General features: G+C 70.8%; 24 protein-coding genes and 1 pseudogene. 8 read left to right on the forward strand and 17 right to left on the reverse strand.

Annotated elements, in window-relative coordinates; all coding sequences use genetic code 11:
• Positions 1–944, forward strand: a 944-nt coding sequence (locus tag OF819_RS24725; RefSeq protein ID WP_267245836.1) for a site-specific integrase, incomplete at its 5' end; no start/stop codon positions are given.
• A gap of 399 nt (positions 945–1,343) precedes the next feature.
• On the opposite strand, the gene OF819_RS24730 is transcribed toward OF819_RS24725, so the two are convergent.
• The 4 genes from OF819_RS24730 to OF819_RS24745 all read right to left on the reverse strand — a co-directional run bounded on the left by OF819_RS24730 (position 1,344) and on the right by OF819_RS24745 (position 4,796).
• Positions 1,344–1,775 carry a PRC-barrel domain-containing protein gene (locus tag OF819_RS24730; RefSeq protein ID WP_267245889.1) on the reverse strand — a complete coding sequence of 144 codons (432 nt, stop codon included), beginning with the start codon at positions 1,773–1,775 and terminating at the stop codon, positions 1,344–1,346.
• Positions 1,775–2,350: a PRC-barrel domain-containing protein gene (locus OF819_RS24735; protein ID WP_267245837.1), complete on the reverse strand. Its 576-nt coding sequence runs from the start codon at positions 2,348–2,350 to the stop codon at positions 1,775–1,777. Before OF819_RS24735 ends, OF819_RS24730 begins: the two co-directional genes overlap by 1 nt.
• Positions 2,351–2,668: 318 nt before the next feature.
• Positions 2,669–3,985 carry a VanZ family protein gene (locus tag OF819_RS24740; RefSeq protein WP_267245838.1) on the reverse strand — a complete coding sequence of 439 codons (1,317 nt, stop codon included), beginning with the start codon at positions 3,983–3,985 and terminating at the stop codon, positions 2,669–2,671.
• Positions 3,986–4,139: 154 nt separating this feature from the next.
• Positions 4,140–4,796, reverse strand: coding sequence for a response regulator (locus OF819_RS24745; RefSeq protein WP_416370619.1), 657 nt, complete (start codon positions 4,794–4,796; stop codon positions 4,140–4,142).
• A 178-nt stretch (positions 4,797–4,974) separates the two neighbouring features.
• On the opposite strand from OF819_RS24745, the gene OF819_RS24750 reads away from it, so the two are divergent.
• Genes OF819_RS24750 through OF819_RS24760 form a run of 3 tightly spaced genes read left to right on the forward strand, consistent with a single transcriptional unit; the run spans position 4,975 to position 8,025 of the window.
• Complete coding sequence (locus OF819_RS24750) at positions 4,975–5,964, forward strand: Bug family tripartite tricarboxylate transporter substrate binding protein (RefSeq protein ID WP_267245890.1); 990 nt, start codon at positions 4,975–4,977, stop codon at positions 5,962–5,964.
• A complete protein-coding gene (locus tag OF819_RS24755; RefSeq protein WP_267245840.1) occupies positions 5,961–6,476 on the forward strand; it encodes a tripartite tricarboxylate transporter TctB family protein in 516 nt (171 codons plus the stop codon). Before OF819_RS24750 ends, OF819_RS24755 begins: the two co-directional genes overlap by 4 nt.
• Positions 6,477–6,480: 4 nt before the next feature.
• Positions 6,481–8,025 (forward strand): tripartite tricarboxylate transporter permease, encoded by a 1,545-nt coding sequence (locus tag OF819_RS24760; protein WP_267245841.1) that lies wholly within the window; start codon positions 6,481–6,483, stop codon positions 8,023–8,025.
• A 45-nt stretch (positions 8,026–8,070) separates the two neighbouring features.
• On the opposite strand, the gene OF819_RS24765 is transcribed toward OF819_RS24760, so the two are convergent.
• Entirely contained in the window at positions 8,071–8,553 is a 483-nt protein-coding gene (locus OF819_RS24765; RefSeq protein WP_267245842.1) for a DUF402 domain-containing protein, read from the reverse strand.
• Positions 8,534–9,457 (reverse strand): GNAT family N-acetyltransferase, encoded by a 924-nt coding sequence (locus OF819_RS24770; RefSeq protein ID WP_267245843.1) that lies wholly within the window; start codon positions 9,455–9,457, stop codon positions 8,534–8,536. Before OF819_RS24770 ends, OF819_RS24765 begins: the two co-directional genes overlap by 20 nt.
• Positions 9,458–9,563: 106 nt before the next feature.
• Here OF819_RS24770 and OF819_RS24775 point away from each other — a divergent pair, with 106 nt between their 5' ends.
• Positions 9,564–9,938 (forward strand): GntR family transcriptional regulator, encoded by a 375-nt coding sequence (locus tag OF819_RS24775; RefSeq protein ID WP_267245844.1) that lies wholly within the window; start codon positions 9,564–9,566, stop codon positions 9,936–9,938.
• Positions 9,939–10,435: 497 nt separating this feature from the next.
• Here the strand turns inward: OF819_RS24775 and OF819_RS24780 are convergent, their stop codons facing one another.
• The 5 genes from OF819_RS24780 to OF819_RS24800 all read right to left on the reverse strand — a co-directional run bounded on the left by OF819_RS24780 (position 10,436) and on the right by OF819_RS24800 (position 15,275).
• Positions 10,436–11,530, reverse strand: coding sequence for a DUF5925 domain-containing protein (locus OF819_RS24780; RefSeq protein WP_267245845.1), 1,095 nt, complete (start codon positions 11,528–11,530; stop codon positions 10,436–10,438).
• A gap of 86 nt (positions 11,531–11,616) precedes the next feature.
• Complete coding sequence (locus OF819_RS24785) at positions 11,617–12,444, reverse strand: polysaccharide deacetylase family protein (protein ID WP_267245846.1); 828 nt, start codon at positions 12,442–12,444, stop codon at positions 11,617–11,619.
• Positions 12,441–13,559 (reverse strand): glycosyltransferase family 2 protein, encoded by a 1,119-nt coding sequence (locus OF819_RS24790; RefSeq protein ID WP_267245847.1) that lies wholly within the window; start codon positions 13,557–13,559, stop codon positions 12,441–12,443. The genes OF819_RS24785 and OF819_RS24790 overlap by 4 nt, the downstream gene beginning before the upstream one ends.
• On the reverse strand, positions 13,556–14,401 hold the full coding sequence (locus OF819_RS24795) for a glycosyltransferase family 2 protein (RefSeq protein ID WP_267245848.1): 846 nt from the start codon (positions 14,399–14,401) through the stop codon (positions 13,556–13,558). The genes OF819_RS24790 and OF819_RS24795 overlap by 4 nt, the downstream gene beginning before the upstream one ends.
• A 388-nt stretch (positions 14,402–14,789) precedes the next feature.
• On the reverse strand, positions 14,790–15,275 hold the full coding sequence (locus tag OF819_RS24800; protein ID WP_267245849.1) for a hypothetical protein: 486 nt from the start codon (positions 15,273–15,275) through the stop codon (positions 14,790–14,792).
• Positions 15,276–15,472: 197 nt separating this feature from the next.
• Here OF819_RS24800 and OF819_RS24805 point away from each other — a divergent pair, with 197 nt between their 5' ends.
• Positions 15,473–16,282: an SGNH/GDSL hydrolase family protein gene (locus OF819_RS24805; protein ID WP_267245850.1), complete on the forward strand. Its 810-nt coding sequence runs from the start codon at positions 15,473–15,475 to the stop codon at positions 16,280–16,282.
• Between the two features lie 103 nt (positions 16,283–16,385).
• Here OF819_RS24805 and OF819_RS24810 read toward each other — a convergent pair.
• Positions 16,386–16,484 (reverse strand): annotated as a pseudogene (locus OF819_RS24810) (transposase); the annotation flags it as partial.
• 62 nt (positions 16,485–16,546) lie between these two features.
• On the opposite strand from OF819_RS24810, the gene OF819_RS24815 reads away from it, so the two are divergent.
• Positions 16,547–17,647, forward strand: coding sequence for an NADAR family protein (locus OF819_RS24815; protein ID WP_267245851.1), 1,101 nt, complete (start codon positions 16,547–16,549; stop codon positions 17,645–17,647).
• A gap of 316 nt (positions 17,648–17,963) precedes the next feature.
• Here OF819_RS24815 and OF819_RS24820 read toward each other — a convergent pair whose 3' ends face one another.
• Entirely contained in the window at positions 17,964–19,781 is a 1,818-nt protein-coding gene (locus OF819_RS24820) for a serine/threonine-protein kinase (protein WP_267245852.1), read from the reverse strand.
• A gap of 218 nt (positions 19,782–19,999) precedes the next feature.
• Between OF819_RS24820 and OF819_RS24825 the strand changes: the two genes are divergently transcribed.
• Positions 20,000–20,263 (forward strand): hypothetical protein, encoded by a 264-nt coding sequence (locus OF819_RS24825; RefSeq protein ID WP_267245853.1) that lies wholly within the window; start codon positions 20,000–20,002, stop codon positions 20,261–20,263.
• Between the two features lie 58 nt (positions 20,264–20,321).
• On the opposite strand, the gene OF819_RS24830 is transcribed toward OF819_RS24825, so the two are convergent.
• The 4 genes from OF819_RS24830 to hmgA all read right to left on the reverse strand — a co-directional run bounded on the left by OF819_RS24830 (position 20,322) and on the right by hmgA (position 25,083).
• On the reverse strand, positions 20,322–21,536 hold the full coding sequence (locus tag OF819_RS24830; protein ID WP_267245854.1) for a CaiB/BaiF CoA transferase family protein: 1,215 nt from the start codon (positions 21,534–21,536) through the stop codon (positions 20,322–20,324).
• Between the two features lie 75 nt (positions 21,537–21,611).
• On the reverse strand, positions 21,612–22,805 hold the full coding sequence (locus OF819_RS24835; RefSeq protein ID WP_267245855.1) for a type ISP restriction/modification enzyme: 1,194 nt from the start codon (positions 22,803–22,805) through the stop codon (positions 21,612–21,614).
• Between the two features lie 73 nt (positions 22,806–22,878).
• Positions 22,879–23,631 (reverse strand): GntR family transcriptional regulator, encoded by a 753-nt coding sequence (locus OF819_RS24840; protein ID WP_267245856.1) that lies wholly within the window; start codon positions 23,629–23,631, stop codon positions 22,879–22,881.
• 120 nt (positions 23,632–23,751) lie between these two features.
• The gene (hmgA, locus tag OF819_RS24845; protein ID WP_267245857.1) at positions 23,752–25,083 is read right to left on the reverse strand and encodes a homogentisate 1,2-dioxygenase; all 1,332 of its coding nucleotides are present in this window, start codon (positions 25,081–25,083) and stop codon (positions 23,752–23,754) included.
• Between the last annotated feature and the right edge of the window lie 92 nt (positions 25,084–25,175).

Raw genomic sequence — 25,175 nt, forward strand, 5'->3', positions numbered from 1 at the left:
AGGTACGCAGCAAGCTGCGGGAACTCAAGAAGGAACTTGAGGCAGGGGTCAAAGCACCTGCCAACTACACGGTGGAAAGTGCTGTGAACGACTGGCTCACTCAGGGCCTGAAGGGGCGGGACACGGCGACTGTCGAGACCTACCGCAACCTTGCTGACCGACACATCGTCCCTGACCTGGGCAGTGCGAAGCTGCGGGAGCTGGATGCAGACGAGTTGGATGAGTGGCTGGACAGGAAGGCTCAGCTCCTCGCGACGCAGTCATTGCGGATGCTCCATTCCATCCTTCGCAGAACGATTGCTCATGCCGAGCGGAGAGGCAAGGTTCTGCGCAATGTCGCCGCCGTGGTGGATGTGCCGGACGGACGGCCCGGTCGTCCCAGCAAGTCGCTCTCTCTGGAGCAGGCGACGTCGGTTCTCCGCGCGATGCAGGGGAGCTGGATCCACGCTTACGTGGTCCTGTCGCTACTTGTCGGCGTCCGAACCGAGGAGGCGCGAGCCCTGACGTGGAAGCACGTACACTGCACCCCTTCCGAGGGGACAAAGCCGTATGTCGATGTATGGCGGTCGGTGCGTCGGCATGGCGAGACCAAGACGAGGAAGAGCAGGCGTTCGCTCGCGATGCCGCGACAGGCAGCCTCAGTTGTGCAGGTGCACAGGGTGCGGCAGATTGAGGAGCGCAGAGCTGCGGGCAAGGACTGGAGCGAAGACGAACTGGTCTTCCCGAGCGACACCGGGGGACAACGCACGGCGTTGAACGTTCGCCGGAACTTTCGTGCTCTTCTCAGGGAGGCTGGATTCGAGAAACCTGATAAGTGGACGACTCGGGAGTTGCGGACCAGCTTCGTCTCGCTGCTGTCCGACCACGGCATTCCGATCGAGGTCATCGCCCGTGTCGTTGGCCACAGCGGCAGTCAGACAACGGAGAGGGTCTACCGAAAGTAGCTGCGGCCCGTCGTGACGCAAGGAGCGGAAGCGATGGACGACATCTTCCGAGCTGACGACGGCCCCGAGGAGTCTTCGCAATCCTCGTAATCCACTGCTGTGGCTCCCTGTTTGGCTCCCCCTGACTGTAGAGCGGTCGGGAGACTTCTTCTGACCAGCAGGGGAACCTTTTAGGCTGCTTATGATCGCCTTAAGGCGCGGCTAAGCAGGGCCTTAGAACGGCGGTGCGGATGACTGCCCGACTTGGTTCCGGGCGGGCTCCGTCCGCAGTCCTCGTGCCTGACTATGAGTTCCGCCGCCTGCGCCCTTTATGCCGGCGCCGTCCGCCGGGTCGGCATTCGGCATCCGCGGCGTCCGTGTCGGTGCCGTGCCGCCGCACCTTGTGTCAGGTCTTCCGCATCAGGCCTCTTGGACGACCACGGCGTAGGAGCCGACGCCGAGCAGTCCTTGCCCGGGGAGCGTGCCGAACGAAGTGAGCAGGCCCAGGACACTGCCCGATTCCGGGTCGAACTCGAGGTCCCGCAGGGTGCCGAGTTCCCTGCCGCCCTTGGAGAGGATGCGTCGGCCGATAAGACCACTGCACGCTTCGGCGCGCGTCCTGACATGCTCCTCAGCGCTTTCGTGAGTGCTGGAGCGGGCCATGACTGCGTCAGGGCCGATGGCGTGCACCGCCGGCCAAACCAGCAGGGAGTCGCCTCCGTTGGTCTTCTTCAGGCGCAGTGCGATGACGCGGGCCGGGCCGGATGCGATCACCAGACTGTCGACCTGGCCGATGCTCTGGGCCGTCGCGGTGTCCATCACCGGCCGGTCGCTGATCTCGGAGAACAGCATCACGTCTCGCTCCCGCTCATCCGGCTGCGGAGCGCCGGGATCTCCTTGTTGAGGGCGGGCAGATCGTCGGCCACATGCTCGGCCACGACCGCCGGGACGACGAGTGCCTCACCCGAAACGGCGATGGTTCTGGCCAGCGGGATGAACACGGTGCGTCCCTTGCGGCCGACCGCCTCGGTGGAGGCGATCTCGTAACCAGCGACGACCGCTTCCGAGGGGGTCACCTTGATTACCACATCGGTGACCTGACCCAAGTCGGTGCCGGTGTCGGTCAGGACCCGCGCGCCGAGGACGTCGCCGCCAGCCGCTCCTGCGGAGTCGGTCACTTCGCCCAGATCCTCGAACACCGTTTCATCCTGGATCATCACAGCATGGGGCCCCAGGCCGGACACCGCCGCCCACGGCAGTGCCTGGCGCTTGGGCCCGGAGAACACGCCGCGGCCGCTGAGCGTGAAGCCCGATACCCGGTCCGCGTGGGCGTCGAGGACGACGTCCTTGACCTGGGCCACGGCCTCGCCGCCGAGCGTCACGACAGGCCGCTTTGTGATCTCCGATGCCAGCATCAGCACGCTCATGCGGCCTTGTCCTTGCGCCTGGAGCGGCTACGCCGTACGACGATCACGCCGCCACTTCGGCGTTTCGTCTGGACGGCTGCGAGAGTCCCGGCGACAGCCGTGGACAGGAACGCGACGACAACGAGCCAGACCCACCAGTCCACTGCAGGCTACCTCCGCCTCGGAGCGGGGACGTCCTGCCGCGCCCCCCGATAAGAGAATCCCGTCCGAGCGGTCGGCTGTCCAGAGGCAGCCCGTACCCTCCGCTTGCCGCTGTCGTCCACACGCCATGAGAGGCGCCGGACAGGGCCTCTGTCCAGGGCCGGCGGCCTCTCACCGTTACACTCCGCCAGGCGCGTCGGCTCTGTCAGGAGTCTCCGGCTCTTCGGAACCGCTCGCCTTCGGGGACTCGCTGTGCAGTGCCATGCGGTGTCCGTCGGGCAGGGGCCGCACGACCAGGTCAGGGTGTCGCTGCTCTGCCGCGGAGGCGTTCTGCTGGGGGACCGGCGGCGCGTCCGAGCCGGATCGGCGGGGCCGACCCGAAACGGCGAGGGTGACGGTGCCGGAGATGCGTTCGTGCGGAGCTCGGCTGTCCCGGCGCAACAGAGCCATCAGCGGGGTCCAGCCCCACAGCGCGGCGGTGGCGAGGACGGCAGCGTAGGGCAGAAGCCGGCCGAACGGCGTGGGGAAGAGGGCATCACGCGTGTACTGGGCCGCTGAGAGCCAGAGCAGGGCGAGTGGCGTGTACGCGACCCAGGCGCGCAGGGTGATGCGGAGGAATCCGGCCGGACGTGTGTCCGTCCGGACGATGCGCAGCAGCAGGATCCGTTTGCCGGGGTCAGCGGAGAACAGGGCGGGCAGCAGCCAGAACCAGACCAGGCCGAGGGCACTGCCGACGGCGAAGGCATAGCGGCGGCCGGTGGAGGAGCCGGTGATGACCGCCAGTAGACCGGTGGCCAGCACCCAGGTGACCAGCCATCCGGCCAGGTTCGTCACAAAGGCCACCAGACGGCGTGTAACGGTGACGCGGCCACCGTAGCGGACCCGCTCGCGGTCGGGGTTGATGGCAGGCAGGAACGAGGTGAGAGGAACGGCAAGGAGCCAGCCGACGACTGCGCCGCCGGTGTTGAGGATCAGATCGTCCACATTGAACTGCCGGTAGGGACAGGCGTAGATGAACCACAGACCCGTGTACTGGGTCGCTTCGAAGAACAGCGAGGTGGCGAAGGCCAGGACAGACGAGGGGAGCAGCCCTTGGCGCAGGTAGTAGCGCAGAAACATGCCCAGGGGAAGAAGAAGCAGAGCGTTGAGTACGCTCGTCCAGGTGACTGTCAGTCCGGTGAGGGTGCTCACCGACCAGTCGCCCCCGGAGGCGGAGGCGATGCGGGCGTAGAAGTCGAAGGGTTCGAGCTGGGGCGTCTCGGCGTAGCGAGCGGCGGAACAGTGAGCGCTCGTGCGGGCGGGCAGCGGCATCACGGTCTGCAGCAGAGCCGCGATCAGGTAGAAGACGAAACTGTAGAACACGACGACCGGCCAGCCGCCGGCCCGGCCGCGCCGACGATAGCCATGAATCGCGACGGGCACCATGATGAGCATGACGACGAGCGGAAACAACGTCACCGCTGCCTGGACCGGCAGCAGATACGTACGGAACATGGCAGCGCCTTCTCTGCGGCGTGAGCCGCCTTCAGACCAGGAGAAGAGGAGACGAGCGGGGTTGGACCGCGCGACATCCCCCTGAGCCGCCGGTGCCTTCCCGAACCCGACCAGGGTACGGGGCAGCGCCGAGCGGATGGGGGAAAACCCCCGGTCACACCGCCCGGTACCGCCGCTCAGGCCGCCCCGTCCCCCCGTACCGGAGCGTCACCTCCACCCGCCCCCTCTCCGCGAAGTACTCCAGGTAGCGGCGCGCGCTGACGCGGGACAGGGAGCCGGCTTCCGCGCACTCCGAGGCGGACAGGCCGCCGGGGTGCCCGCGCAGGATGCGTTCCACCAGTTCGGCCGTGTGCGGGGCAAGTCCCTTGGGGAGTTCGCGGGAGCCGGGAGGGCGGGCGCCGAAGATCTGGTCCACGTCCTCCTGGCGCGCCCCGGCCTCCTTCAGCCGGTCAAGCCGGGACCGCAGCGCGGCGATATGCCGGAGCTGCTCCTGGAGCGCCGAGGGGCTGAACGGCTTGATCAGATAGTGCAGGGCCCCCGACCGCAACGCCGACCGCACCGCCGCCGCCTCCCGCGCGGCCGTGATGAACAGCGCGTCCACGCCGTCGCGCGACGCGTCCCGCCGCTCCGCCGCGCGCAGTTCGCGCAGCACGCTGATGCCGTCCATGTCGGGCAGATAGACATCGAGCAGCACAAGATCCGGCCGCAGCCGCTCGGCCGCGCGCAGCGCCTCGGCGCCGCTGTGGGCCGCGCCGACGACCGTGAACCCCTCCGTCGCGGACACATAGCGGCCGTGCAGCTTCGCGACCATGAAGTCGTCGTCCACCACCAGCACCTTCGTCACTCCGCCACGCTAAGCCGCGACCACAACGACCACAACGTCCGTTGATTCCGCAAGCGAGACAGCTCCTTGACGCACAGGCAGCATGTGGGCCACTTCACACCACCCATCCCCCTGTTCAGGAAAGGCGGCGAACATGGCGGGTCATGTGCGATGGCGCACCCCCCTCGCCCTGCTCGGGGCGGCGCTGCTGGTGCTCGTGGGGCCCCCGCTGCTCACCGCGGGCAGCGGCGCCGACGCCGACACCGGCACCCGGATACCCGGTCTGCGGTTTATGGTCCCCAACACCCCCGGCGGCGGCTATGACATCACCGCCCGCACCGCGGCCAGGAACGCCGAGGACGCCGGGCTCACCCCCAATGTCGAGGTGTTCAATCTGCCCGGCGCGGGCGGCACGGTCGGACTCGCCCGGCTGGTGGGGGAACACGGCAACGGCAAGCTCGCCATGACCATGGGCCTCGGCGTCGTCGGCGCCGTACACACCAACAAGTCCCCCAAGACGCTCGCGGACGCCACCCCGATCGCCCGGCTCACCGAGGAGCAGGACATCGTGGTGGTCTCCAAGGACTCCCCGTACCGGACGATCGGGCAGCTGCTCGCCGACTGGCGGAAGAACCCCGGCAAAATGCCCGTCGGCGGCGGTTCTTCACCTGGCGGGCCCGACCATCTCGCGCCCATGCTGATGGCGCGGGCGGCCGGCATCGCACCGAAGGCCGTCAACTACATCCCCTACGACGGCGGCGGCGAACTCCTCGCCTCCATCCTCGGCGACAAGGTCTCCTTCGGCGTCTCCGGCGTCGGCGAGTACCTCGACCAGATCGAGTCCGGCGAGCTGCGGCTGCTCGCCGTCACCGGCCCGAAGCGGGTGCCGGGGCTGGACGCCCCCACCCTGCGCGAGGCCGGGCTGGACACGGAGTTCACCAACTGGCGCGGGATCGTCGCCCCGCCCGGCCTCACCGACGCCGAACGCGACAGGCTGATCGGCCTGGTGCGGAAGCTGCACGACTCCCCGCAGTGGCGGGACTCGATGAAGAAGAACGGCTGGGACGACGCCTTCCTCACCGGCGACGCCTTCGGCGACTTCCTCGCCGAACAGGACGAGCGCGTTGACACCGTGCTGAAGGAGCTTGGCCTGTGAGCACCCGGACGCACACCCCCCGCTCCTGGCTGCGGGAGCACTCCGAACTCGGCGTCGGCGCCCTCCTCTTCCTCATCGGCGTCCTCGTCCTCACCGACGCGCTCACCATGGACGTCGACATCGCCCAGCGCGGACCCGTCGGACCGAAGACCGTGCCCGTCGTCATCGGCGCGAGCCTTCTCCTTGTGGCCGTCCTGCTCGCCGTAGACGTGCTGCGCGGCGGCCGCGGGGAGGCCGAGGGCGGAGAGGACGTCGATCTGAGCGAACCGGCCGACTGGCGCACCGTGCTGCTGCTGGCCGGAGTCTTCCTCGGCTTCGCCGTCCTCATCGGCCCGCTCGGCTTCCCCCTGTCCGGGGCGCTGCTGTTCTGGGGCGCGGCCTTCGCCCTCGGCAGCCGCCGCTATGACCGCGACCCGCTGATCGCCGCCGTCCTCGCCCTGACCACCTACATCGTCTTCGACCGACTGCTCGGCGTCCCCCTGCCCGGCGGCCCGCTGATGGGAGTGCTGTAGCCCGATGGACTCGCTCACCTCACTCCTCGACGGCTTCGGCACCGCGCTCACCCCGGTCAATCTGCTGTGGGCGGCGGTCGGCGTGCTGCTGGGCACGGCCATCGGCGTACTGCCCGGGATCGGCCCGGCGATGGCCGTGGCGCTGCTGCTGCCCGTGACGTACGGGCTGGAGCCGACCGGGGCGTTCATCATGTTCGCCGGCATCTACTACGGCGCGATGTTCGGCGGCTCCACCACCTCGATCCTGCTCAACACACCGGGGGAGAGCGCGGCCGTCGTCGCCGCCATGGAAGGCAACCCGATGGCCAAGGCCGGCCGGGGCGCGCAGGCGCTGGCCGCCGCCGCGGTCGGCCACTTCACCGGCGGCATGATCGGCACGATTCTGCTGGTCGCCCTCGCGCCGACCGTCGCCTCACTCGCCGTCGGCATCGGAGCGCCCGACTACTTCGCCATCATGGTGCTGGCCTTCATCGCCGTCACCTCGGTGCTCGGCTCCTCCCGCATCCGCGGGCTCGCCTCGCTGCTCATCGGACTCACCCTCGGTCTGGTGGGCCTGGACCAGATGACCGGGCAGCAGCGGCTCACGTTCGGCTCGCTGCAGCTCGCCGACGGCATCGACGTCATCATCGTCGCGGTCGGCCTCTTCGCGATCGGCGAGGCCCTGTGGGTGGCGGCCCATCTGCGGCGCACGGCCGGGGAGGCCATCCCCGTCGGCCGTCCCTGGCTCGCCCGCTCCGATCTCCGGCGCACCTGGAAGCCCTGGCTGCGCGGGCCGGTGATCGGCTTCCCGTTCGGCGCGATCCCGGCGGGCGGAGCGGAGATCCCCACCTTCCTGTCGTACGTCGCCGAGAAGCGGCTGACCAAGCACCGGGACCAGTTCGGCAAGGGCGCGATCGAGGGCGTGGCGGGACCGGAGTCGGCGGCCTCCGCCTCGGCCGCGGGCACACTGGTGTCGATGCTGACCCTCGGGCTGCCCACGACGGCGGTCGCGGCGGTGATGCTGGCCGCGTTCCAGCAGTACGGAATCCAGCCGGGGCCGCTGCTGTTCGAGCGGGAGCCGGATCTGGTGTGGGGTCTGATCGCCTCCCTCTTCATCGGCATGGCGCTGCTGCTGGCGCTCAACCTTCCGCTCGCCCCGCTGTGGGCGAGGCTGCTGCGCATCCCGCGTCCCCATCTGTACGCGGGCATTCTCTTTTTCGCGGCCGTCGGCGCGTACGCGGTCGGCGGGGAGGCGCTGGATCTGGTGATCCTGCTGATCATCGGTCTGCTGGGGTTCGGCATGCGGCGGTACGGGCTGCCCGTGCTGCCCGCCGTGATCGGCGTGATCCTCGGCCCGGCGGCGGAGCAGCAGCTGCGGCGGGCGCTCCAGATCAGCGACGGAAGCGTGGCGGGCCTGGTCGACACGCCGTTCTCGGTGACCGTCTACACGGTGATCGCGCTGTTGCTGGCCTGGCCCCTGCTGAGGAAGACGGTCCTGAGGAAGACGGCGCTGAGAAAGGCCGAGCGGGACGGGGCCGAGCGGGACAAGCCCGTACGGGACAGGGGCTGAGCGGACCGGCCCGTCCCCGCGGTCGAGCGGAGGCGGGCCGGCGCGCTACGCGAGCAGATCGGTCAGCTTGCCCAGCCGCGCCAGCAGCTCCAGCTCGTCCAGTGCCTGCACGGCCTGTGCCGCCGCCTCCGGGTCACGCTCCGCGAGGCCGCTTGCCGCGAACTCGTCCTCGTCCAGCCGCAGCACACTCGCCCCGTCGTGCGACACCCACAGATCCAGGTCCAGATCCTCGGCGGTCAGCTCACCGCCCGAGAACTCTGCCGGGCGGGTCACATCGCAGTACCAGCCTTTCAGCACCCCGTCCCCCGTGCGGACCTCCTTCACCGAGTACCAGCGGTCCCGCCAGTAGTGCTCGGTGAACACATCGCCCGGCTCGAACCGTACGAACCCGAAATCCCGGCCGCCCTCGCCCGCCCAGGGCGCGCGGACGGTCAGCCGTACGCCGTCGTCGGCCAGCAGCTCGGCCCGGTAACGGATCTTCGTACGGCCGGACTTGACCAGGCGCACCTCAACCGAGCGTGCGGACATGGCGGACCTCCGAGGCACAGATCTGGTAGCCGAACCACTTGTTCACCGCCAGCATCGGGGCGTTGCCGGTGTCATTCCCGGTGAACGCCTCCGTGTACCCGGCCTCGCGGGCCCGGCGCAGCGAGTGCGTCTTGGCGAGCTTGGCGAGTCCCCGGCCGCGGTGGGCGCGCAGCGTTCCCGTCATACCGGTCGCATAGCGGGTCTCACCGTCCGTGTGAGCCGCCGTGAAGGCCGCGACCTCGCCGTCCACCACGACGACCGTGGTCAGCTCACGGTCCAGCAGCGGGTTGTGCCAGACGTCGGCCAGCCACGTCTCGTAGTCGCTCAGCGCCGTGCCGATGTCGCCCGGCTCATCGGCCGTCACCTCGGCGTCCGCCCGGAAAAGCGGGCGCGGATCTGCGGTGAAACCGGCGGCGGTACGCAGCTCCACCCCCGGCGGCAGCTGCTCGGGCAGCTCCGGCAGCGGAGTGCGCACCAGATCGAGGCGCTGGAAGTGAGAGGAACGGGAGGGCCGGTAGCCGCGTTTCTCGGCGAACGCCAGACAGCGCGGTTCGTCGGTGACCCAGGCGAAGACCTCCCGCGCGCCCTCGGCGGCGAGATGCTCCTCGGCGGTGCGCAGCAGCAGACCGCCGGCGCCCTGGCCCAGATGATCGGGGTGGGTCTGCGGATTGACGTACGCCTGGCCCGGCTCGGGGGCGTCGTGTGCGAGACCGGCATACGCCTGGGCGATGATCTCGCCGTCCCGCTCGGCTACCAGCAGCCGCTGCCTCCTGTCCGGGTGGGCGGCCTCGACGCCATGGAGGACGGACCGCGGGGTCGTCACCATGAAGGGCACCGCGGCTCTTCCGACGCGGCAGACCGCCGCGGCGTCGGCGGGCCGGAAGTCACGCACGATCACAGTCATGGAGGTCGACGCTACGTGCCGCCCGCGGCGCGCCGCCTCTCATTTTCGGGTGTCGGTCGGTGTCGGTTTCCGGATGTCGGGGGAGCGGACGGGGGAGAATCGGCGGATGACCTTGAAGATCGCCATCGCCGCGGACGCCTCCGCCGCCCCGTACGAACAGCTCCGCGCGCAGATCGCCGAGCAGGCACGCTCGGGCGCGCTGCCGGTGGGCTACCGGATGCCGACGGTCCGCGGCCTCGCCGAGGAACTCGGCCTGGCCGCGAATACCGTCGCCAAGGCGTATCGCGCACTGGAGACCGACGGAGTGATCGAGACGCGTGGCCGCCGCGGCACGTTCATCGCCGCGGCGGGCGATGCGGCGCAGCGCGAACTGGCGGCCGCGGCCAAGGCTTTCGCGGAGCGCGCGCAACGTCTGGGGCAGTCTCATGACGCGGCGATGAGTGCGGTGGGGGACGCGCTTCGGGCGGTGTACGGGGGGTAGCGGGTGTGGTCGTTCCGCTGCCCCTCCGGCTACGCCCTGGGGCCGTGGGGGACCCCCACTTCCCGTAACTGGGGCTGAAGCCCCAGACCCCGTTTCCCGGGGGCTCCGCCCCCGGACCCCCGCTCCTCAAACTCCCCCAGCTACCGCTGGGAGGTGCCCCCACGAGGCTGGAATGTGCAGCCCCTTGCGCCTCAAGCGCCGGCGCGGCTGGATTCCGGCTCCTGCGCCTTAAGCGCGGGCGAGGCTGGGTTTCTGGCCCCTGCGCCTCAGACTTCCCCACACTCTTCCCCCCCAGACCGTCCGGGGGCCCACGGAGGTACCCCTGGGGGAGTTTGAGGACATGGCTTTCAAGCCGTACAGGGGGCGGCGGCGCGAAGCTGCCGTCCGCCAGGGGGCGCGGGGCGGCAGCCCCGCAGCCCCTCCCCCCCGAAGGGGGGCCTGGGGGCGGAGCCCCCAGTTACGGGAAGGGGTGGGGTGGGGGAAGGTCCCACCGGCCGTCAGAGGTACAGCCCCGCGTCCGCCGCCGGACCCTGCGCGGGGACGGCCGCGGGTGACGTCCCGCGCCGCAGGGCGAAGAGCTCCGCCAGCGTCGCCCCCTCACGGCCGACGCCTTCCTCCGCGCCCAGCCAGTTCACCGCCTCCCTGCGGGTCAGCGCGCCCACCTCGATGCGTGCCAGGCACCGGCCGGGGCGTACCACCGCAGGGTGGAGGCGTTCCAGGTCCTCGTTGGTGGTGACTCCCACCAGCACATTGCGGCCCTGCCCCAGCAGTCCGTCCGTCAGGTTGAGCAGCCGGGACAGCGCCTGGCCCGCGGTGTGCCGGGCCTCGCCGCGGATCAGCTCGTCGCAGTCTTCCAGGAGCAGCAGCCGCCAGCGGCCGCGTGCCGTGCCGTCGTCCTCGCCGATGGCGATGTCCATCAGATAGCCGACGTCGTTGAAGAGCCGCTCGGGGTCCAGTACGCAGTCCACCTGGCACCAGTCGCGCCAGGAGCGGGCCAGCGTGCGCAGCGCGGTGGTCTTGCCGGTGCCCGGCGGGCCGTGGAGCAGCAGCAGCCGTCCCGCGATGTCGTCCGGCGTCATCTTCATCAGCCGGTCCATCGCATCGGCCACCGGCGCGGTGTAGTTGGGCCTGACGTCGTCCCAGGCCCCGGCGGTGATCTGCCGGGTGGTCCGGTGCGGGCCGCGGCGCGGCGAGACATACCAGAACCCCATGGTCACGTTCTCCGGCTGCGGCTCGGGTTCGTCGTGCGCACCGTCGGTGGCCTGCCCCAGCACCTGCTCCGCCAGTTCGGAGGTGACGGCTGTGACGGTGACGTCGGCGCCCCTGTTCCACCGGGACACAAGCAGGGTCCAGCCGTCTCCTTCGGCGAGCGTGGCGCTGCGGTCGTCGTCGCGTGCGGCACGCAGGACGGATGCGGACGGCGGCAGCAGGGTGGCGCCCGGCTTGACCCGGTCGATGGTGGAGCTGTGCGAGTACGGCTGCTCGCCCGTCGCGAAACGGCCGAGGAACAGCGCGTCGACGACATCGGACGGTGAATCGCTGTCGTCGACGTTGAGCCGGATCGGCAGAGCGTCATGAGGCTTGGCAGACATGCGCCCATGATCCGGCACAGCGCCGCCGCGCGCACAGCCTTTTGCCCCCGGCGATGCCCCACCCCGCGCCGGTGCGCCCCTGTGCGTCAATCAGCCGGGCCGGATGCCCTTCCGCCTTCGCTGAGCAGGGTGTACGCCCGGCGGGTGCGCCGTACGACCGCGTATCCCTTGGTGAGGGCGCGGTCCTTGGCGAACGCGCGGGCCACGCCCAGCGGGCCGGAGTCGAGCATACGGCCGAACTCCGCGAGGCCCGTGGAGCGGCGCACGGTGAGCCGTTCCAGGGCATACGGCCCCTGCCGGGGCCGGGCCAGGGCGTTGCCCACCGCGAGGGACTGGGCGAAGCCCGCGGCCCGGACCGCACGGCGCACCCGGCGGCTGGAGTAGCCGTACGGATAGGCGAAGGACGCCGGATGCGCCCCCAGCTCCTGGGCGATCAGATCCCGGCAGCGCACGGTCTCGTACCACAGCAGTGCGTCGTCGAGCTGGTCGAGCTGGGGGTGGGTGTGGGTGTGGCCGCCGATCTCCATGCCCGCGGCGGCCAGTTCCCGCACCTGGCCCCAGTCGAGCATCGTGTCGAGCGCTCCGCCCTCCTCGTACGGGCCGCGCAGCCAGCCAGTCGAGACGAACACGGTCGAGACGAAGCCGTGCTCGGCGAGGACGGGGAGGGCGTGCCGGTGCACGCCCTCGTAGCCGTCGTCGAAGGTGATCAGCACGGGCCGCCGGGGCAGCGGAGGGCCGCCGGGCCGCCAGGCGTCGCCCAGCTGCGCGGCGGTCAGCGGGGTGAAGCCGCGCTCGGCGAGCAGCCGCATCTGCTCCGCGAAGGCGGAGGGGGACACGGACAGCGCGTAGGCGGCGTCGGACGGCTCTTCTCCCACCGCGTGATACATCAGGACGGGGACGGTCGGGCTGGTCACCCCAGTGCGCCTTCCTCGATCGGTTGCGGGGATTTCGCTGTCGTGGATGCGGCCTGCTCCGGCCGGCGGATCGGTCCGGACGAGAAGGTCACCGCGCCCCTGCGGGCCCGGATGCTTCCCACCGCATAGCCGCCCGCCGCCGCCGCGACCCCGGCGACGATGGCGCCTGCCCGGCCGGCGCCGCCCGCACGGCCCAGCAGGGCGTCGCGCACTCCGCGCACCACGCCCGCCGGCAACACCCGGGTGGTGTACCGGCGTTCGGACTCCAGCCCTTTTCCGGCTCCGACGCTGCGTGCCACCAGGGCTTTGGAGAGCCCTTCGGCATAGGCGCGGGTGCGGAAGTAGCCGAACCGTTCACGGGCGCGCGGCACCTTGTGGTGGATCACCGCGCGGTCGTCGATCAGCAGGACCGCGCCGGGCAGCGCGGCGGCGAGCCGGATGCACAGCTCGGTCTCCTCGCAGCCGAGCGGTCTGCGGTCGCCGTCGCGCCCGATCCCGGTGGCGAACCCGCCGGAGGCGTCGAACGCGCTGCGCCGGAAGGAGGCGTTCCCGCCCAGCACATTGCGCACCCGCACCCGGCCGGGCGGCAGCCCCCGGTAGGTGCAGCCGACGATCCAGTCGAACTCCTCGGGGAACCAGACCGGCCTGCGGCCGGAGGCCCAGGCGGGCAGTGTGCGCCCGCCGACCGCCATGACCCGCTCATCGTCATAGGCTTCGGCGAAGCGGCGCAGCCAGTCCCGTTCGGCGACGGCGTCGTCGTCCAGGAAGGCGATGAACTCGCCGCGGGCGGCGGCGATTCCGGTGTTGCGGCCGGAGGAGAGGCCGCGGGGGCCCGCGTTGGCGAGCACCCGCACCTCCTCACTCTCCGCACCGTCCGCATGGTGGTCCTCCTCGCCCCGCCGCTGCTCCGGTGACTCTCCGAACTCCTCGCGGAGCCGGGCGAGCAGCGTCGGGTTGTGGTCGACCACCAGCAGGGTCTCCAGCGGCGGCAGCGACTGGCCGCGCACCGATTCGACGGCCGCCAGGATGTCCTCCCAGCGGTCCTCGGTGTAGACGCAGATCACCACCGAGAACCGCCGGCCGTGAGGCTCGTCCTCCGTGTGGGGCTGGCTCAAGAGAGCTCTCCCCGGGCCGATTGGACGCTTTTGACGTTCAGAGTGACGGCCGGCCTGCGGCGCGCCGCTCTGCGGACGCCCTTCTCCTTCATGATCACCTTCAGTACGCGCAGCCCGTCGCGTACGGCTCTGAGGTTGCTGACTCCATGGATGCGGAGGTACTCATGGCTGGGCACCTCCTGGACCCGCAGCCCCGCCTTGACGACCCGGATGTTCATCAGGGTCTCGATCTCGAAGCCCGTGCAGTCGAGGCTGATGCTGTCCAGGCAGTGCCGCCAGAAGGCGTTGTATCCGTAACACAGGTCGGTGTAGCGGGCCCCGAACTTGGCATTGACGACGGCGCACAGGACGCGGTTGCCGAGCTTGCGGATCGGGGTCATGTCGTCCGTGCCGCCGCCGTTGGCGAAGCGCGAACCCTTGGCGAAGTCGGCGCCGGAGACCAGGGCGGAGACATAGGAGACGATCTCCTCGCCGTTGGCCGAGCCGTCGGCGTCGACCATGACGATGATGTCGCCCGTACAGGCGGCGAATCCGCTGATGAGCGCATCGCCCTTGCCCTTGCCGACCTGCTGGACGACCTTCACGTCCGGCCACAGCTCGCGTGCCACCTTGACCGTGTCGTCGGTGGAGTTTCCGTCCACCAGTACGACTTCATGAATCCAGTCTGGCAGCGTCTTGAACACATGCGGAAGATTCTCCGCTTCGTTCATCGCTGGAATCACCACGCTCACGGGCGGGGCGATCGCCAGATGCGAGGAGATCGGTCGATAGTTTTCGACTATTCGTGCGGACTGGCTCGCCGGCTGTTGTTCGGCTGCTGCTGGACGCAGCGCTGAGCTCATACGTCTTTCTCCCTCTCTCCACCGGTGGACCGCCCACCCCCGGGCAGCCCGGATGAGTTTCCGGTTTGAAAGGGGGGCTGTTCTCCTCCGCCCAAGATGAAGCATGACGAAGCATGCTCCATGTCAGGCGGGTGAGCAGGCGTGACCGGCCGTTGCACGGCTGACCCCGTTGAATCGAGCGAAACGAGCATGGGCATGGAGAATCGAACGCTCGAATCGACGGGTGAAAACCGCTGACGGAACCCCCCTACCGCACCCCCAGTCGGTCCAATGCGACGCTTAAGCCCTCCCCTTGAGCCGCCTTGCAAGTTGGACCGTTGCGGGTCGGTGTATGACGGTATTGATGTTTAAGACTGTATGGCAAGACCTAGACGGAAGCTTCACTCTTTTACTTTTTCGATACCGAATTGGATATCGAATGCAGAACGGAATGATCGAATTCGCTTGACCCGCTGTCGGAAACGATCAGCCGACTGTCGGTCAGCCGGCCATTCGGCGTCGCGCTGCGGACGCGCCGCACCGCCGTGCAGAGCAGCAGCAGGGCGGTGAGCGCGGCGATGGCGACCACCGCCTGGTTTGCCGTCAGAAGCCGTTCGACGGCGACCGCCCGGGCGGTCGCGAGGTCGATGAGGAGCGCGCCGGCGGCGGCCGCCGCCGCACGGGTCGCCGTGTCCAGCCGCCGCGGCAGCGCCGCGGCGAGCCCGCAGGCGGGCCCTGCGAACAGAGAGAAGAGAACGAAGGGTGCGCGCAGTGGCGAGTGCGCATCGATGAGCGCCAGCGTGATGCCGACCCCCGAGACCGCAGCCGCCGCCCCCGCAAGCACTGGCAGAAGATCCGTACCGACTGCCGATGGCTTGTCATTTATGTTCTGCATGACCGACTTTGCCCCCCAAAGGCGTCGGATGCCCGAGCATCAATGCTGCTGAGTCGTCGACGCTCCGTCAAGAAGCCCTCATGTGAACGGAGGGCGGCCAAGGGGGAGATCGTCCAATCTTCTTGGCATGGACACTTCCGGATGGCGGGGGCGGCTGCTACGACGGTGAGGCAGAGATCCTGCAAGAGGGAGGTTCCATGAAACTGTCCCGAGCCGCGGCACTCTCATCCTCGCTCCTCCTCTCCGCCGTCCTCGCCCTCACGGGAGCGGGTGCGGCCCAAGCCGACTCCACCGCACAGGCGGTGGACTACGCAGCCCTCGGCGACTCGTACTCTTCCGGCGTCGGCGCCGGCAGCTACGACAGCTCCAGCGGCAGCTGCAAGCGCAGCACCCGCGCCTACCCCCAGCTCTGGGCCGACGCACACGCGCCGTCGTCGTTCGCCTTCACCGCCTGTGCGGGCGCGCGCACCGACGATGTGACAGCCAGTCAGCTTGGCCCGGTCGACTCCGGCACCGATCTCGTCTCCATCACCGTCGGCGGCAACGACGCCGGCTTCGCGGACGTCATGACCACCTGCGTCCTGCAGTCCGACTCCGCCTGCATCAACCGCATCAACGAGGCCAAGGCGTACGTTGACACCACCCTGCCCGGCAAACTCGACGCGGTGTACGCGGCGATCAGCGCCAAGGCGCCGTCCGCCCGTGTGGTCGTCCTGGGCTACCCGCGCTTCTACAAGCTGGGCGGCAGCTGCTCGCTCGGGCTGAGCGAACGCAAGCGGGCTGCCATCAATGACGCGGCGGACCACCTCAATGCCGCGACGGCCAAGCGGGCGGCTGACCACGGCTTCGACTTCGCGGATGTGGTGCCGGCGTTCACCGGGCATGAGATCTGCTCGGGGGCGCCGTGGCTGCACAGCCTGAAGTGGTTCGACATCAGCGAGTCGTATCACCCGACGGCGGCGGGGCAGTCGGGCGGGTATCTGCCGGTGTTCAGCATGTTCTTGTGAGGAGCCCCGGCCCCTTGAGGGGCTCGGGAGGAATCGCATCCTGAGCTGGGCGGCGCGGAGCGCCGTCGCATCGCTCCGCAAGGCTCCCGCGACGGCGCTGCGCTCAGTCTGGGCGCTTCTGGTTCTCGATGTATTCCTTGACCGCGGCCAGTGGGGCGCTCCCGCCAGAGGCGGCGAAGTACGAGGGGGACCAGAAGCGCTCACCCCACAGGTGACAGCCCGCCCTGGTGAGCGCCGGCCCGGTGGGTTGGCCATACTGATCCGATGGGAGAGCGGCGCGCATACCGGATCGTGGGCGAGGAACGGATCGACGGCACGTGGCGGCACGTGTTCATCAACAACGGTGGAACGTACTACCTCACCGACTTGGTCGTGTACGCGGACGGGGTGATCCAGTGCGGTTGGGAGCCGCTCAGCCTCGACGAGCTGCGCGCGAAGCTCGACTCCGGCTGGATCACCGTCACCCCGCACGATGGCGCCAGCGGTTCGGCCTTCAGCCTGGCCTCCTGGCGGTTCGCAGCAACCCGAACCTGGATCTCCCGTGGGGACCTGCTCGCAGAGATCGCCGACGAGATCGAGCGGCTCGCCGGCCGGCCGACCGCTTCGCACCGCTGCTACGAGGCGGTGCAGGCGCTGCGTCGGGAGCCGACGGAGACCAACCGGGCCGCACTGCGGGCGGCGTACCTCGCGGTGCCCTCGCACAGGCGGGTCTACCTCGGCGACATGGACGCAAAGGACTGGCCGTACCGGGCACTGGCGACCCCGGTCGGCGAGCCGCTCATCGATGACGACGAGCCGGTCACGGCCGAGGATCACCAGGACGCCCTGCAGTACTTCGCCGAACAGGAGCGGGGAGCTGCGCAGGCACGGGAACGTGCACACGCGGACGGACCGGAGGCGCCGGTGGACCGGACCGTCGAGCTCAACGTGACCATGATGCGGTGGCCGGAGCCGCCTAGTCGGCACGTGTTGCGGGCCGAGTATCCGGCGCTGGTGGAGTATGCCGGCCGACGGTACCCGACCGTCGAACACGCCTACTGGGCCCTGGCCGTGCGCGACCCCGCCACCCACGACGCGGTCCTGGCGGCGGCGAGTCCGTCCCAAGCCCAGGAGATCGCGGTGGCGGCTCCGCTGCGGGACGGGTGGGAGGCCGGCCGGGAAGCGGTGATGACGGCCCTGCACCGGGCGAAGTTCCGGCAGCACCCTCAACTGCTGGCAGCGCTGCTGGCCACCGGCGACGGCCGCATCGTCTACCGGGGTGCCGGGTCGGCGTTCTTCGGCGCGCGCAACCGGATGGGCCGGCTCCTGGAGCAGGTCCGAGCGGAGTTCGCAGCAGAACGCGCCGGTCTGCCCGTAGTGCCCTGACCCGGGGCGATCACGCCGGGCCCGGGTTCCGCGGGGAAGGTGCGAGGCGACAGCGGGTCAGACGGGAACGGAGAACCGAGGGAGGGCCCCCTCAGATTCCTCGTGCAACTGGACGCGTACCCGGGCGACGTCAGACCTTTCAGCAGCCGAGCGTGTGTTCCCCCCGCCCTCGCCCTGAGCCCTTGATGCGTGGGGGCCGGAGGGGCTGGACTTCAGCCCCTCCGGCGTTCGAGGAGCCGGGGGCCCGTGGGCGGAGCCCCCGCAAACTCGGTCTCGGACGGAGCCCCGGTCCGGGAAGGGGCGGGGGAACACCCCGTCATTCGCCCCCCGCCGCAGGGCTCCCGCCATCCGCGGAGTAGGAGGGCTCACCCGTCGGCGTCTCCTTCGGTTCGCAGGTGACCCAGAAGCCGACCCAGGCCGAACGTGCCCGCACGGGGCTGCGGACCTCCACGGCGATTCGGTCTCGGTGCGTCTCGCCCTGGCGGTGGGTCAGCTCGGTGTGGTTGACGTACTGCTGCTTCGGCCCGCCCTCGGCGAACACCAGTGACTTCCAGGGCATCGACCGCCCCATGCCGGTGCTCGTGCCGCTGCCGGTCACCCAGCGGTACTCGACCTCCGCCGGGGTGCGGCCCACCGTGATGGTCGCCTGGAAGTGCGGGGCCTGCTCCCGGGGTGGCGGGCACGGGCCGGTGTAGTCGGCCCGTACGGCGGTCGCGTGGACGTCGACGGACTGGGCAGGCATGTCCGTCGTACTGTCGTTCCCGCCGTGGTCCCCGCCTCCGCCGGTGCCGTTCCCGTTGCCCTTCCCGGTCCCGGCGCCCGCCTCGTCGCCGTCCCCGTCGCCGTCGCCGTCGCCGTTTCCGTACGACGTACCGCCGTCGGCGCCCCCGTCCCCGCCGGGGGCTGACTCGCTGGGATGCGTGCCGTCCGTGCCGCCCGTGCCCTCCGGGGCCGTCGAGGCAGGCGGGAGAACGCTGCCGCCCTCGCGTGCCGTTCCGCCGTTGTCCTTGCCGTCACCCGCGCTCAGCAGCGCCCAGGCCGTGCCGCCGATCGCCAGCAGCAGCACGACCGCCGCGGCCGCGAGCGCCCGCGTCGCACGCCGAGAGCGGTCGGGGGCAGGCGGGGCCCCGGCCGGCGCGCCCACCGTCACGGGGTCGCCCAGCGAGGCCGCGGGCGGCGGTGTGCCCGGTGTGCCGGAGGCCGCCACCGTCGGGGTGTACGACGGCCCGGGCCCCGGCGGCGTCGCGGGCATCGGTACCGGCCCCGTGTCCGCGGAGCCGCCCGCCCCCACCTCCCGCAGCCGCCGCTCCGCCTCCTCGGCGGTCATCCGCTCCGCCGGGTCCTTGCGCAGCAGCCCCACGAGGACCGGGGTCAGCCCACCCGCCCAGCGCGGCGGCGGCAGTTCCTGGTCGACCACCGCCCGCAGCGTGCTCAGCAGGGTGTCCTGCCGGAAGGGGGAGTTGCCCTCGACCGCCGCGTACAGCAGCACCCCGAGCGACCACAGATCGGACTCCGGTCCTGGCTCCCGGCCCAGCGCCCGCTCCGGCGCGAGGAACTCCGGGGAGCCGACCAGCTCGCCCGTCATCGTCAGATGGGTGCTTCCCTCCACCGCGGCGATCCCGAAGTCGGTGAGCACGACCCGGCCGTCGTTGGCGAGCAGCACATTGCCCGGCTTCACATCGCGGTGCAGCACACCCGCCGCATGCGCGGCCCGCAGCGCGGCCAGCACCTCCGCGCCGATGTGCGCGGCCCGCCGCGGCGGCAGCGGCCCTTCCGCCTCCAGCACATCGCTCAGCGCCAGACCGCGCACTAGCTCCATCACGATCCAGGGCCGGCCGTCCTGCATCGCCACGTCATGCACGGTCACCACATTGCGGTGCGAGACGCGGGCCGCCGCCCAGGCCTCCCGCTCCAGTCGTGCGTAGAGCCGCCGCTCGTCCGCCGCGCCGAGCGCCGTGGGCGCGCGGACCTCTTTGACGGCGACCTCGCGGCCCAGCAGTTCATCACGGGCGCGCCACACCACGCCCATCCCGCCCTCGCCCAGCGGGCCGAGCAGCCGGTAGCGCCCCGCGATCAGACGCCCCGCACCGCCCGCCTCCGCGTCCCCCTGCCCATTGCCCGGCATATCGCTCATGGCGAGCCCCCCATCCGCAGCGAAGCGGCATCACGGTGGAAACCACTCCAAGTTAGCTCAACTCGGCTCTGTTGCCGCCCCCTTGGGGAGGTGCTCGCCGAACAGGTGTCGATATTCCTACCCGAACGGGGAATCCTCCTACCGGGATACACGAGTGCCAGGACGGGGCGATAGGGTTAATCTGCCCGGGCCGGGCCCTCGTACGGGTGGGGAGTGACATGGAACAGATAACGGTGCGCAGCAGGCCTCGTGTGCCTGCGATCACATGCGGCGGAAACGCGACCAGTTCGCGCCTCGACCGCCATCTCTCGGTGCTCGGAGGCCCTGCCGTCCCGCCGCGTGAGACGGCGGAGGCGACGTCGCTGATGCGGGAGCTGACCTCCCGTGAGGCGGTTCACGCCGGCCGGAACAAGAGCGCACGGGTCTCCCTCTTCGCACCGCTGCGCAGACTGCGCCGCTCCCTCTTCGGCAGCCGCGGCTAGGCGGCTGGAGCGGCTGCTCCCTCCCACGTACGTCTCAACTCTCGCGCCCGCCCAGGCATCAGGCGACGACACCATCCCGGCGCAGCGCCGCCGTCTCCTCGTCCGTCACCCCCAGGGACGTCAGCAGTGCGTCGGTGTGCTCGCCGAGGGCAGGCACCGCGCCCATCCTCGGCGGTGCCCCGCCCGGCAGAGTGATCGGCGGCAGCAGCGCGCGCAGCGGTCCTGCCGGGGAGTCCACCGGCCGCCAGCGGTCACGCGCCGCGAGCTGCGGATGCGCGGCCACGTCCAGCACGGAGTTGAGCCGTGCGCAGGCGATGCCCGCGGCCTCCAGCCGGTCCAGGGCCTCCTGTGTAGTCAGCCGCGCCAGCGCCTCGCCCACCGCGGCGTCGGTCTTGGCGCGGTGGGCCGTACGGGCCGTGTTCACCGCGAACGCCGGGTCGTCGGCCAGCTCCGGCCGGTCCAGCACCTGCTCTGCCAGCCGCCGCCACTCGCGGTCGTTCTGCACGGACAGCAGCACCTGCCCGCCGTCCGCCGTCCCATAGGCGTCATACGGTGCGATGACCGCGTGCGCCAGACCGGTGCGCGCCGGGGGCTCGCCCCCGTGCATCCCGTAGTGCAGCGGATGTCCCATCCACTCGGCCAGCGACTCCAGCATGGAGATCTCCACCGGGCCGCCGCGGCCGGTCACCCCCCGCCGCAGCAGAGCCGCCAGCACTCCGGAGAACGCATACATCGCCGCCGCTATGTCGGCCGCCGGGATGCCCGCCTTGACCGGCTGGTCCTCGGTGCCCGTCACCGACACCAGCCCCGCCTCGCACTGGACGAGCATGTCGTAGGCCCGCTTGTGGGCGTACGGGCCCTCGGGGCCGTATCCGGAGATGTCCACGGCGATCAGCCGCGGGTGCAGGGCGCACAGGGATGCCGCGTCCAGTCCGAGCCGGGCGGCCGCGCCCTGCGCCAGATTCTGTACGAACACATCGGCGTCCGCGGTGAGCCGCCGTACGAGCGAGAGTCCGCGCGGGTCCTTCAGGTCGACGGCGAGGGACTCCTTGCCGCGGTTGCACCAGACGAAGTGCGAGGCCAGCCCCTGGGCGGCGGTGTCATAGCCGCGTGCGAAGTCGCCGCCGTCCGGCCGCTCGACCTTGATGACGCGCGCGCCGAGGTCGGCGAGCTGGCGGGTGGCGAAAGGCGCGGAGACGGCCTGCTCGACCGCGACGACGGTGATGCCCTCCAGGGGCAGCGGCTGCTCCGGCTCACTCGGCTGACGACGCATACCGCTGTCTATCGTGTACGGCACATGTTTGTCACCGGGTCACAGTCGGTTTCACAGCCGGATTCACGGCTGGCTTCACAGCAGGGCGAACTGGCCCTCCGGGCCTTCCTCCGGGTGGTCGAGCACCGAGGCGGGGCGGCGGGCCGCGGGCGGCGGAGCGAGGACGGCGGCGAGCGCGGCACGGGGCAGCGGTTCGGCGGCGCACCGCTCGCGCAGCTCGCGCTGCTCGTCCCGCAGCAGGTCCAGCAGCGTCAGCACCGTGATCAGCTCCAGCAGCTCCGAGGTCCGCGCCTGCGTCCAGGAGGCGGAGCCGGCCGCTTCCAGGGTGCCCGGCTCCGGGACGGCCGTACGGGCTTCGAACCACTGCTCAAGGACGCGGGCGCCGCCGGATTCAAAGGTCCACGCGCCCTCCGCCACAGGAGAGACAAGGCCGCCCACGCCGACGGCGAGCGTCTCCTCCACCGGGTCGTATATGAGCGAGTCGGGCCGGTCCCCGATCGCGGCACGCACATAGGGGCGGCGGCCGCCGGGGAGGCGGGGGCGCTCGCCGCCGTGCGCGCCGCGGAGCAGGATGCGGGTCATCCGGCGGCCCAGCTCCACACCGTCCCGCCAGACGGCGGGGCCGGCGGGCAGCGGCACCGCGCAGCCCGCGGGCGAGGCGCGGGCGGCCGCGAGCGCCCACGCCGCGAGATCCGGGGCGGTGACCTCGCCGCCGTACTGCCGGGCGAGCAGCTCCAGCAGCCCCGGTGTGACATTGGGCTCCAGGGCGCCGGGGCGGCGGTACAGCGGGCGGATGCGGCCCGGGCGGCCCGCCGGGGAGCGGCCGTCCGGCAGCCGGGCAGTGGCGACGAGGGCCGGGCCCCGGTCCTGGGGCGTATAACCCTGTTCGACCAGGAACACCTGATGGGCGTCGGCGACCCGCCACAGCTCGGGGCGGGCGACGTCGATCAGCCGGTGGTCCGGTATCAGCCACTGCTCGTCGAACGCGCCGTGCAGCATCCGCACCGGCTCAGGACAGGGGCCGTCCTCCCGGGCCAGCCGGACCGTCCCGGTGGACTGGCCCGGGAGCTGGGCGACCGAAGTGTGGGCGGTCCGGGCCCGGGTGGGGCACAGCAGCCGCTCGCGCTCCGGGCCCTCGGCCGCGAGCAGCGCCTTCCAGCGTGCCGTGAGCGCGGCGGAGTCCGGGCCTGTCACCCAGCTCCGGCCGAGCCGCAGCGGCGGCACGGACCAGGGCATGAGGTCGTCGAGCAGCGGCAGGTCTTCCGTCATCAGCCCGCATGCTAAGCGCTCCACGCGAAGTGCCGCGACCGGCCGCCGGGGCGGTCAGCCGGGGGCCGCGCTCTCAGTCGGACGCGTCCACGGTCACCGAGAAGGAGAACCGGTCGCCCCGGTAGCGAATGCGCGCCACATCCACCACACGGCCCCGGTCGTCATAGGTCACACCCGTGTAGTGCAGGATCGGGCTCAGCAGCGGCACCTTCAGCAGCTCCGCGGTCGGCGGGTCCGCGAGCCGCGCCTCCACCGTGTCCGTGATCCGGCTGATCGGCACGCCCACCGCGTCCCGCAGCACCTTGGTCATCGGCCAGCGCTCCAGATCCGCGATGTCGAGGCCGGCGGCCACGTCCGGACGGACGGCGTTCTCCGCCCAGTTGGTCGGCTCGCCGCTCTCCCCGTCGCAGCGCAGCCGTTTGTAGGTCATCACCTCGGTCAGACCGGGGAAGCAGTCGGCCAGTTCGCCGGGCACCGGCGTCGGGCCGTGGTCCAGGACCGTCGTCTGCTCGCCCGACTGCTGGGCCACGATCGCGTCGATCGAGCCCAGCAGCCGGCGCGGGGCGCTGCGCCGCGCCCCCGGCTCGATGAAGGTGCCGCGCCGCCGGTGCCTGCTGATCAGCCCCTCCTGCTCCAGCTCCTTGAGGGCCTGGCGCATGGTCAGCACGCTCACGCCGTAGTGGGCCGCGAGCTGTTCCTCGGTGGGCAGTCGCAGGGAGGACTCCGGCGACCGCCCCAGTATCGAGGCGCGCAGCGACTGCGAGACCTGATACCAGAGCGGCAGCTTGCGGTTCAGGACCAGCGAGTCGGGGGCAAAGGCGGTCACGGCCACTCCGTACGTACGGCTTACGACACGACGACGACTCCGGGCTCCGGTGCTCCGGGCTCCGGTATTCCGGACGCCGTCCGGCGGCGACGCGGGTCCGCCGACCGCCGCCCGGTCCGGTTACGACCGGAAGTGTCGCTCAAGACCCTGCCATACGTCGTCGTACCCCTGTTGCAGATGGTGTGCGGTCGCCGCCTGCCGGGTGGCGGTCACCGGCCAGCGGGTCTCGAACATGAAGGCAAGGCCGTCGTCGATCTTCTGCGGCTTCAGCTCGGCGGCGCTGGCCCGGTCGAAGGTGTCCCGGTCCGGGCCGTGCGCCGACATCATGTTGTGCAGCGAGCCGCCGCCGGGTACAAAGCCTTCCGCTTTCGCGTCGTAGGCGCCTTCGATCAGGCCCATGTACTCGCTCATCACATTGCGGTGGAAGTACGGCGGGCGGAAGGTGTCCTCGCCGACCAGCCAGCGCGGGGCGAAGACCACGAAGTCGACTCCCGCCAGGCCCGGGGTGTCGGAGGGCGAGGTCAGCACCGTGAAGATCGACGGGTCGGGGTGGTCATAGCTGATGGAGCCGATCACATTGAAGCGGCGCAGATCGTAGACGTACGGCACATGGGTGCCGTGCCAGGCGACGACGTCGAGGGGGGAGTGGCCGTAGACGGCCGACCACAGGTTGCCGCAGAACTTGTTGACGACCTCGACCGGCCGCTCCACATCCTCGTACGCGGCGGTCGGCGCGCGGAAGTCGCGGGCGTTCGCCAGGCCGTTGGCGCCGATCGGGCCGAGGTCGGGCAGCTCGAAGGGGCGGCCGTAGTTCTCGCAGACATAGCCGCGGGCGCTCTCGTCCAGCAGCTCGACGCGGAAGCGCACTCCGCGCGGGATCAGTGCCACCTCGCCGGGGCGGGCGGCGAGCAGACCCAGTTCGGTGACGAGGAGCAGTCCGCCGCGCTCCGGCACGATCAGCAGCTCGCCGTCCGAGTCGCTGAACACCCGGTCAGTCATGGGGGCGTTGGCGTGGTAAAGGTGCACGGCCATGCCCGTGCGCTGCGTGGCATCGCCGTTTCCGCCCAGCGTCCACAGCCCGGCCAGCCAGTCGGTGCCGGGCGCGGGCTCGGGCAGCGGGTTCCAGCGCAGCCGGTTGGGATCGGGGACCGTCTCGGTGAACGGCGCGCTGCGCACCGCGCCGTTGTCGACGCGCGTGAACGGCGGATGGGCGGCCGAGGGGCGGATGCGGTACAGCCAGGAGCGGCGGTTGTGCGCCCTGGGCTCGGTGAAGGCGGTGCCGCTCAGCTGCTCCGCGTACAGGCCGAGAGGGGCGCGCTGGGGGGAGTTGCGACCCTGCGGCAGTGCGCCCGGGACCGCCTCCGAGCTGTGCTCATTGCCGAAGCCGAAGGAGTACGACCGGTCGGTCAGCCCCTCGGCGGTCTTCCGCGCCTGCTCGATACCGCTGCTCATCGCACGCTCCTGGTGCTCAAGGAATCCTATGTACAACCGTAGGATTGCGGGATCGCCGCGTCAACGGCATCCGTCAACGGCATCCGTGAACG

Source organism: Streptomyces sp. PR69 (assembly GCF_026420845.1).
Taxonomy (GTDB): domain Bacteria; phylum Actinomycetota; class Actinomycetes; order Streptomycetales; family Streptomycetaceae; genus Streptomyces.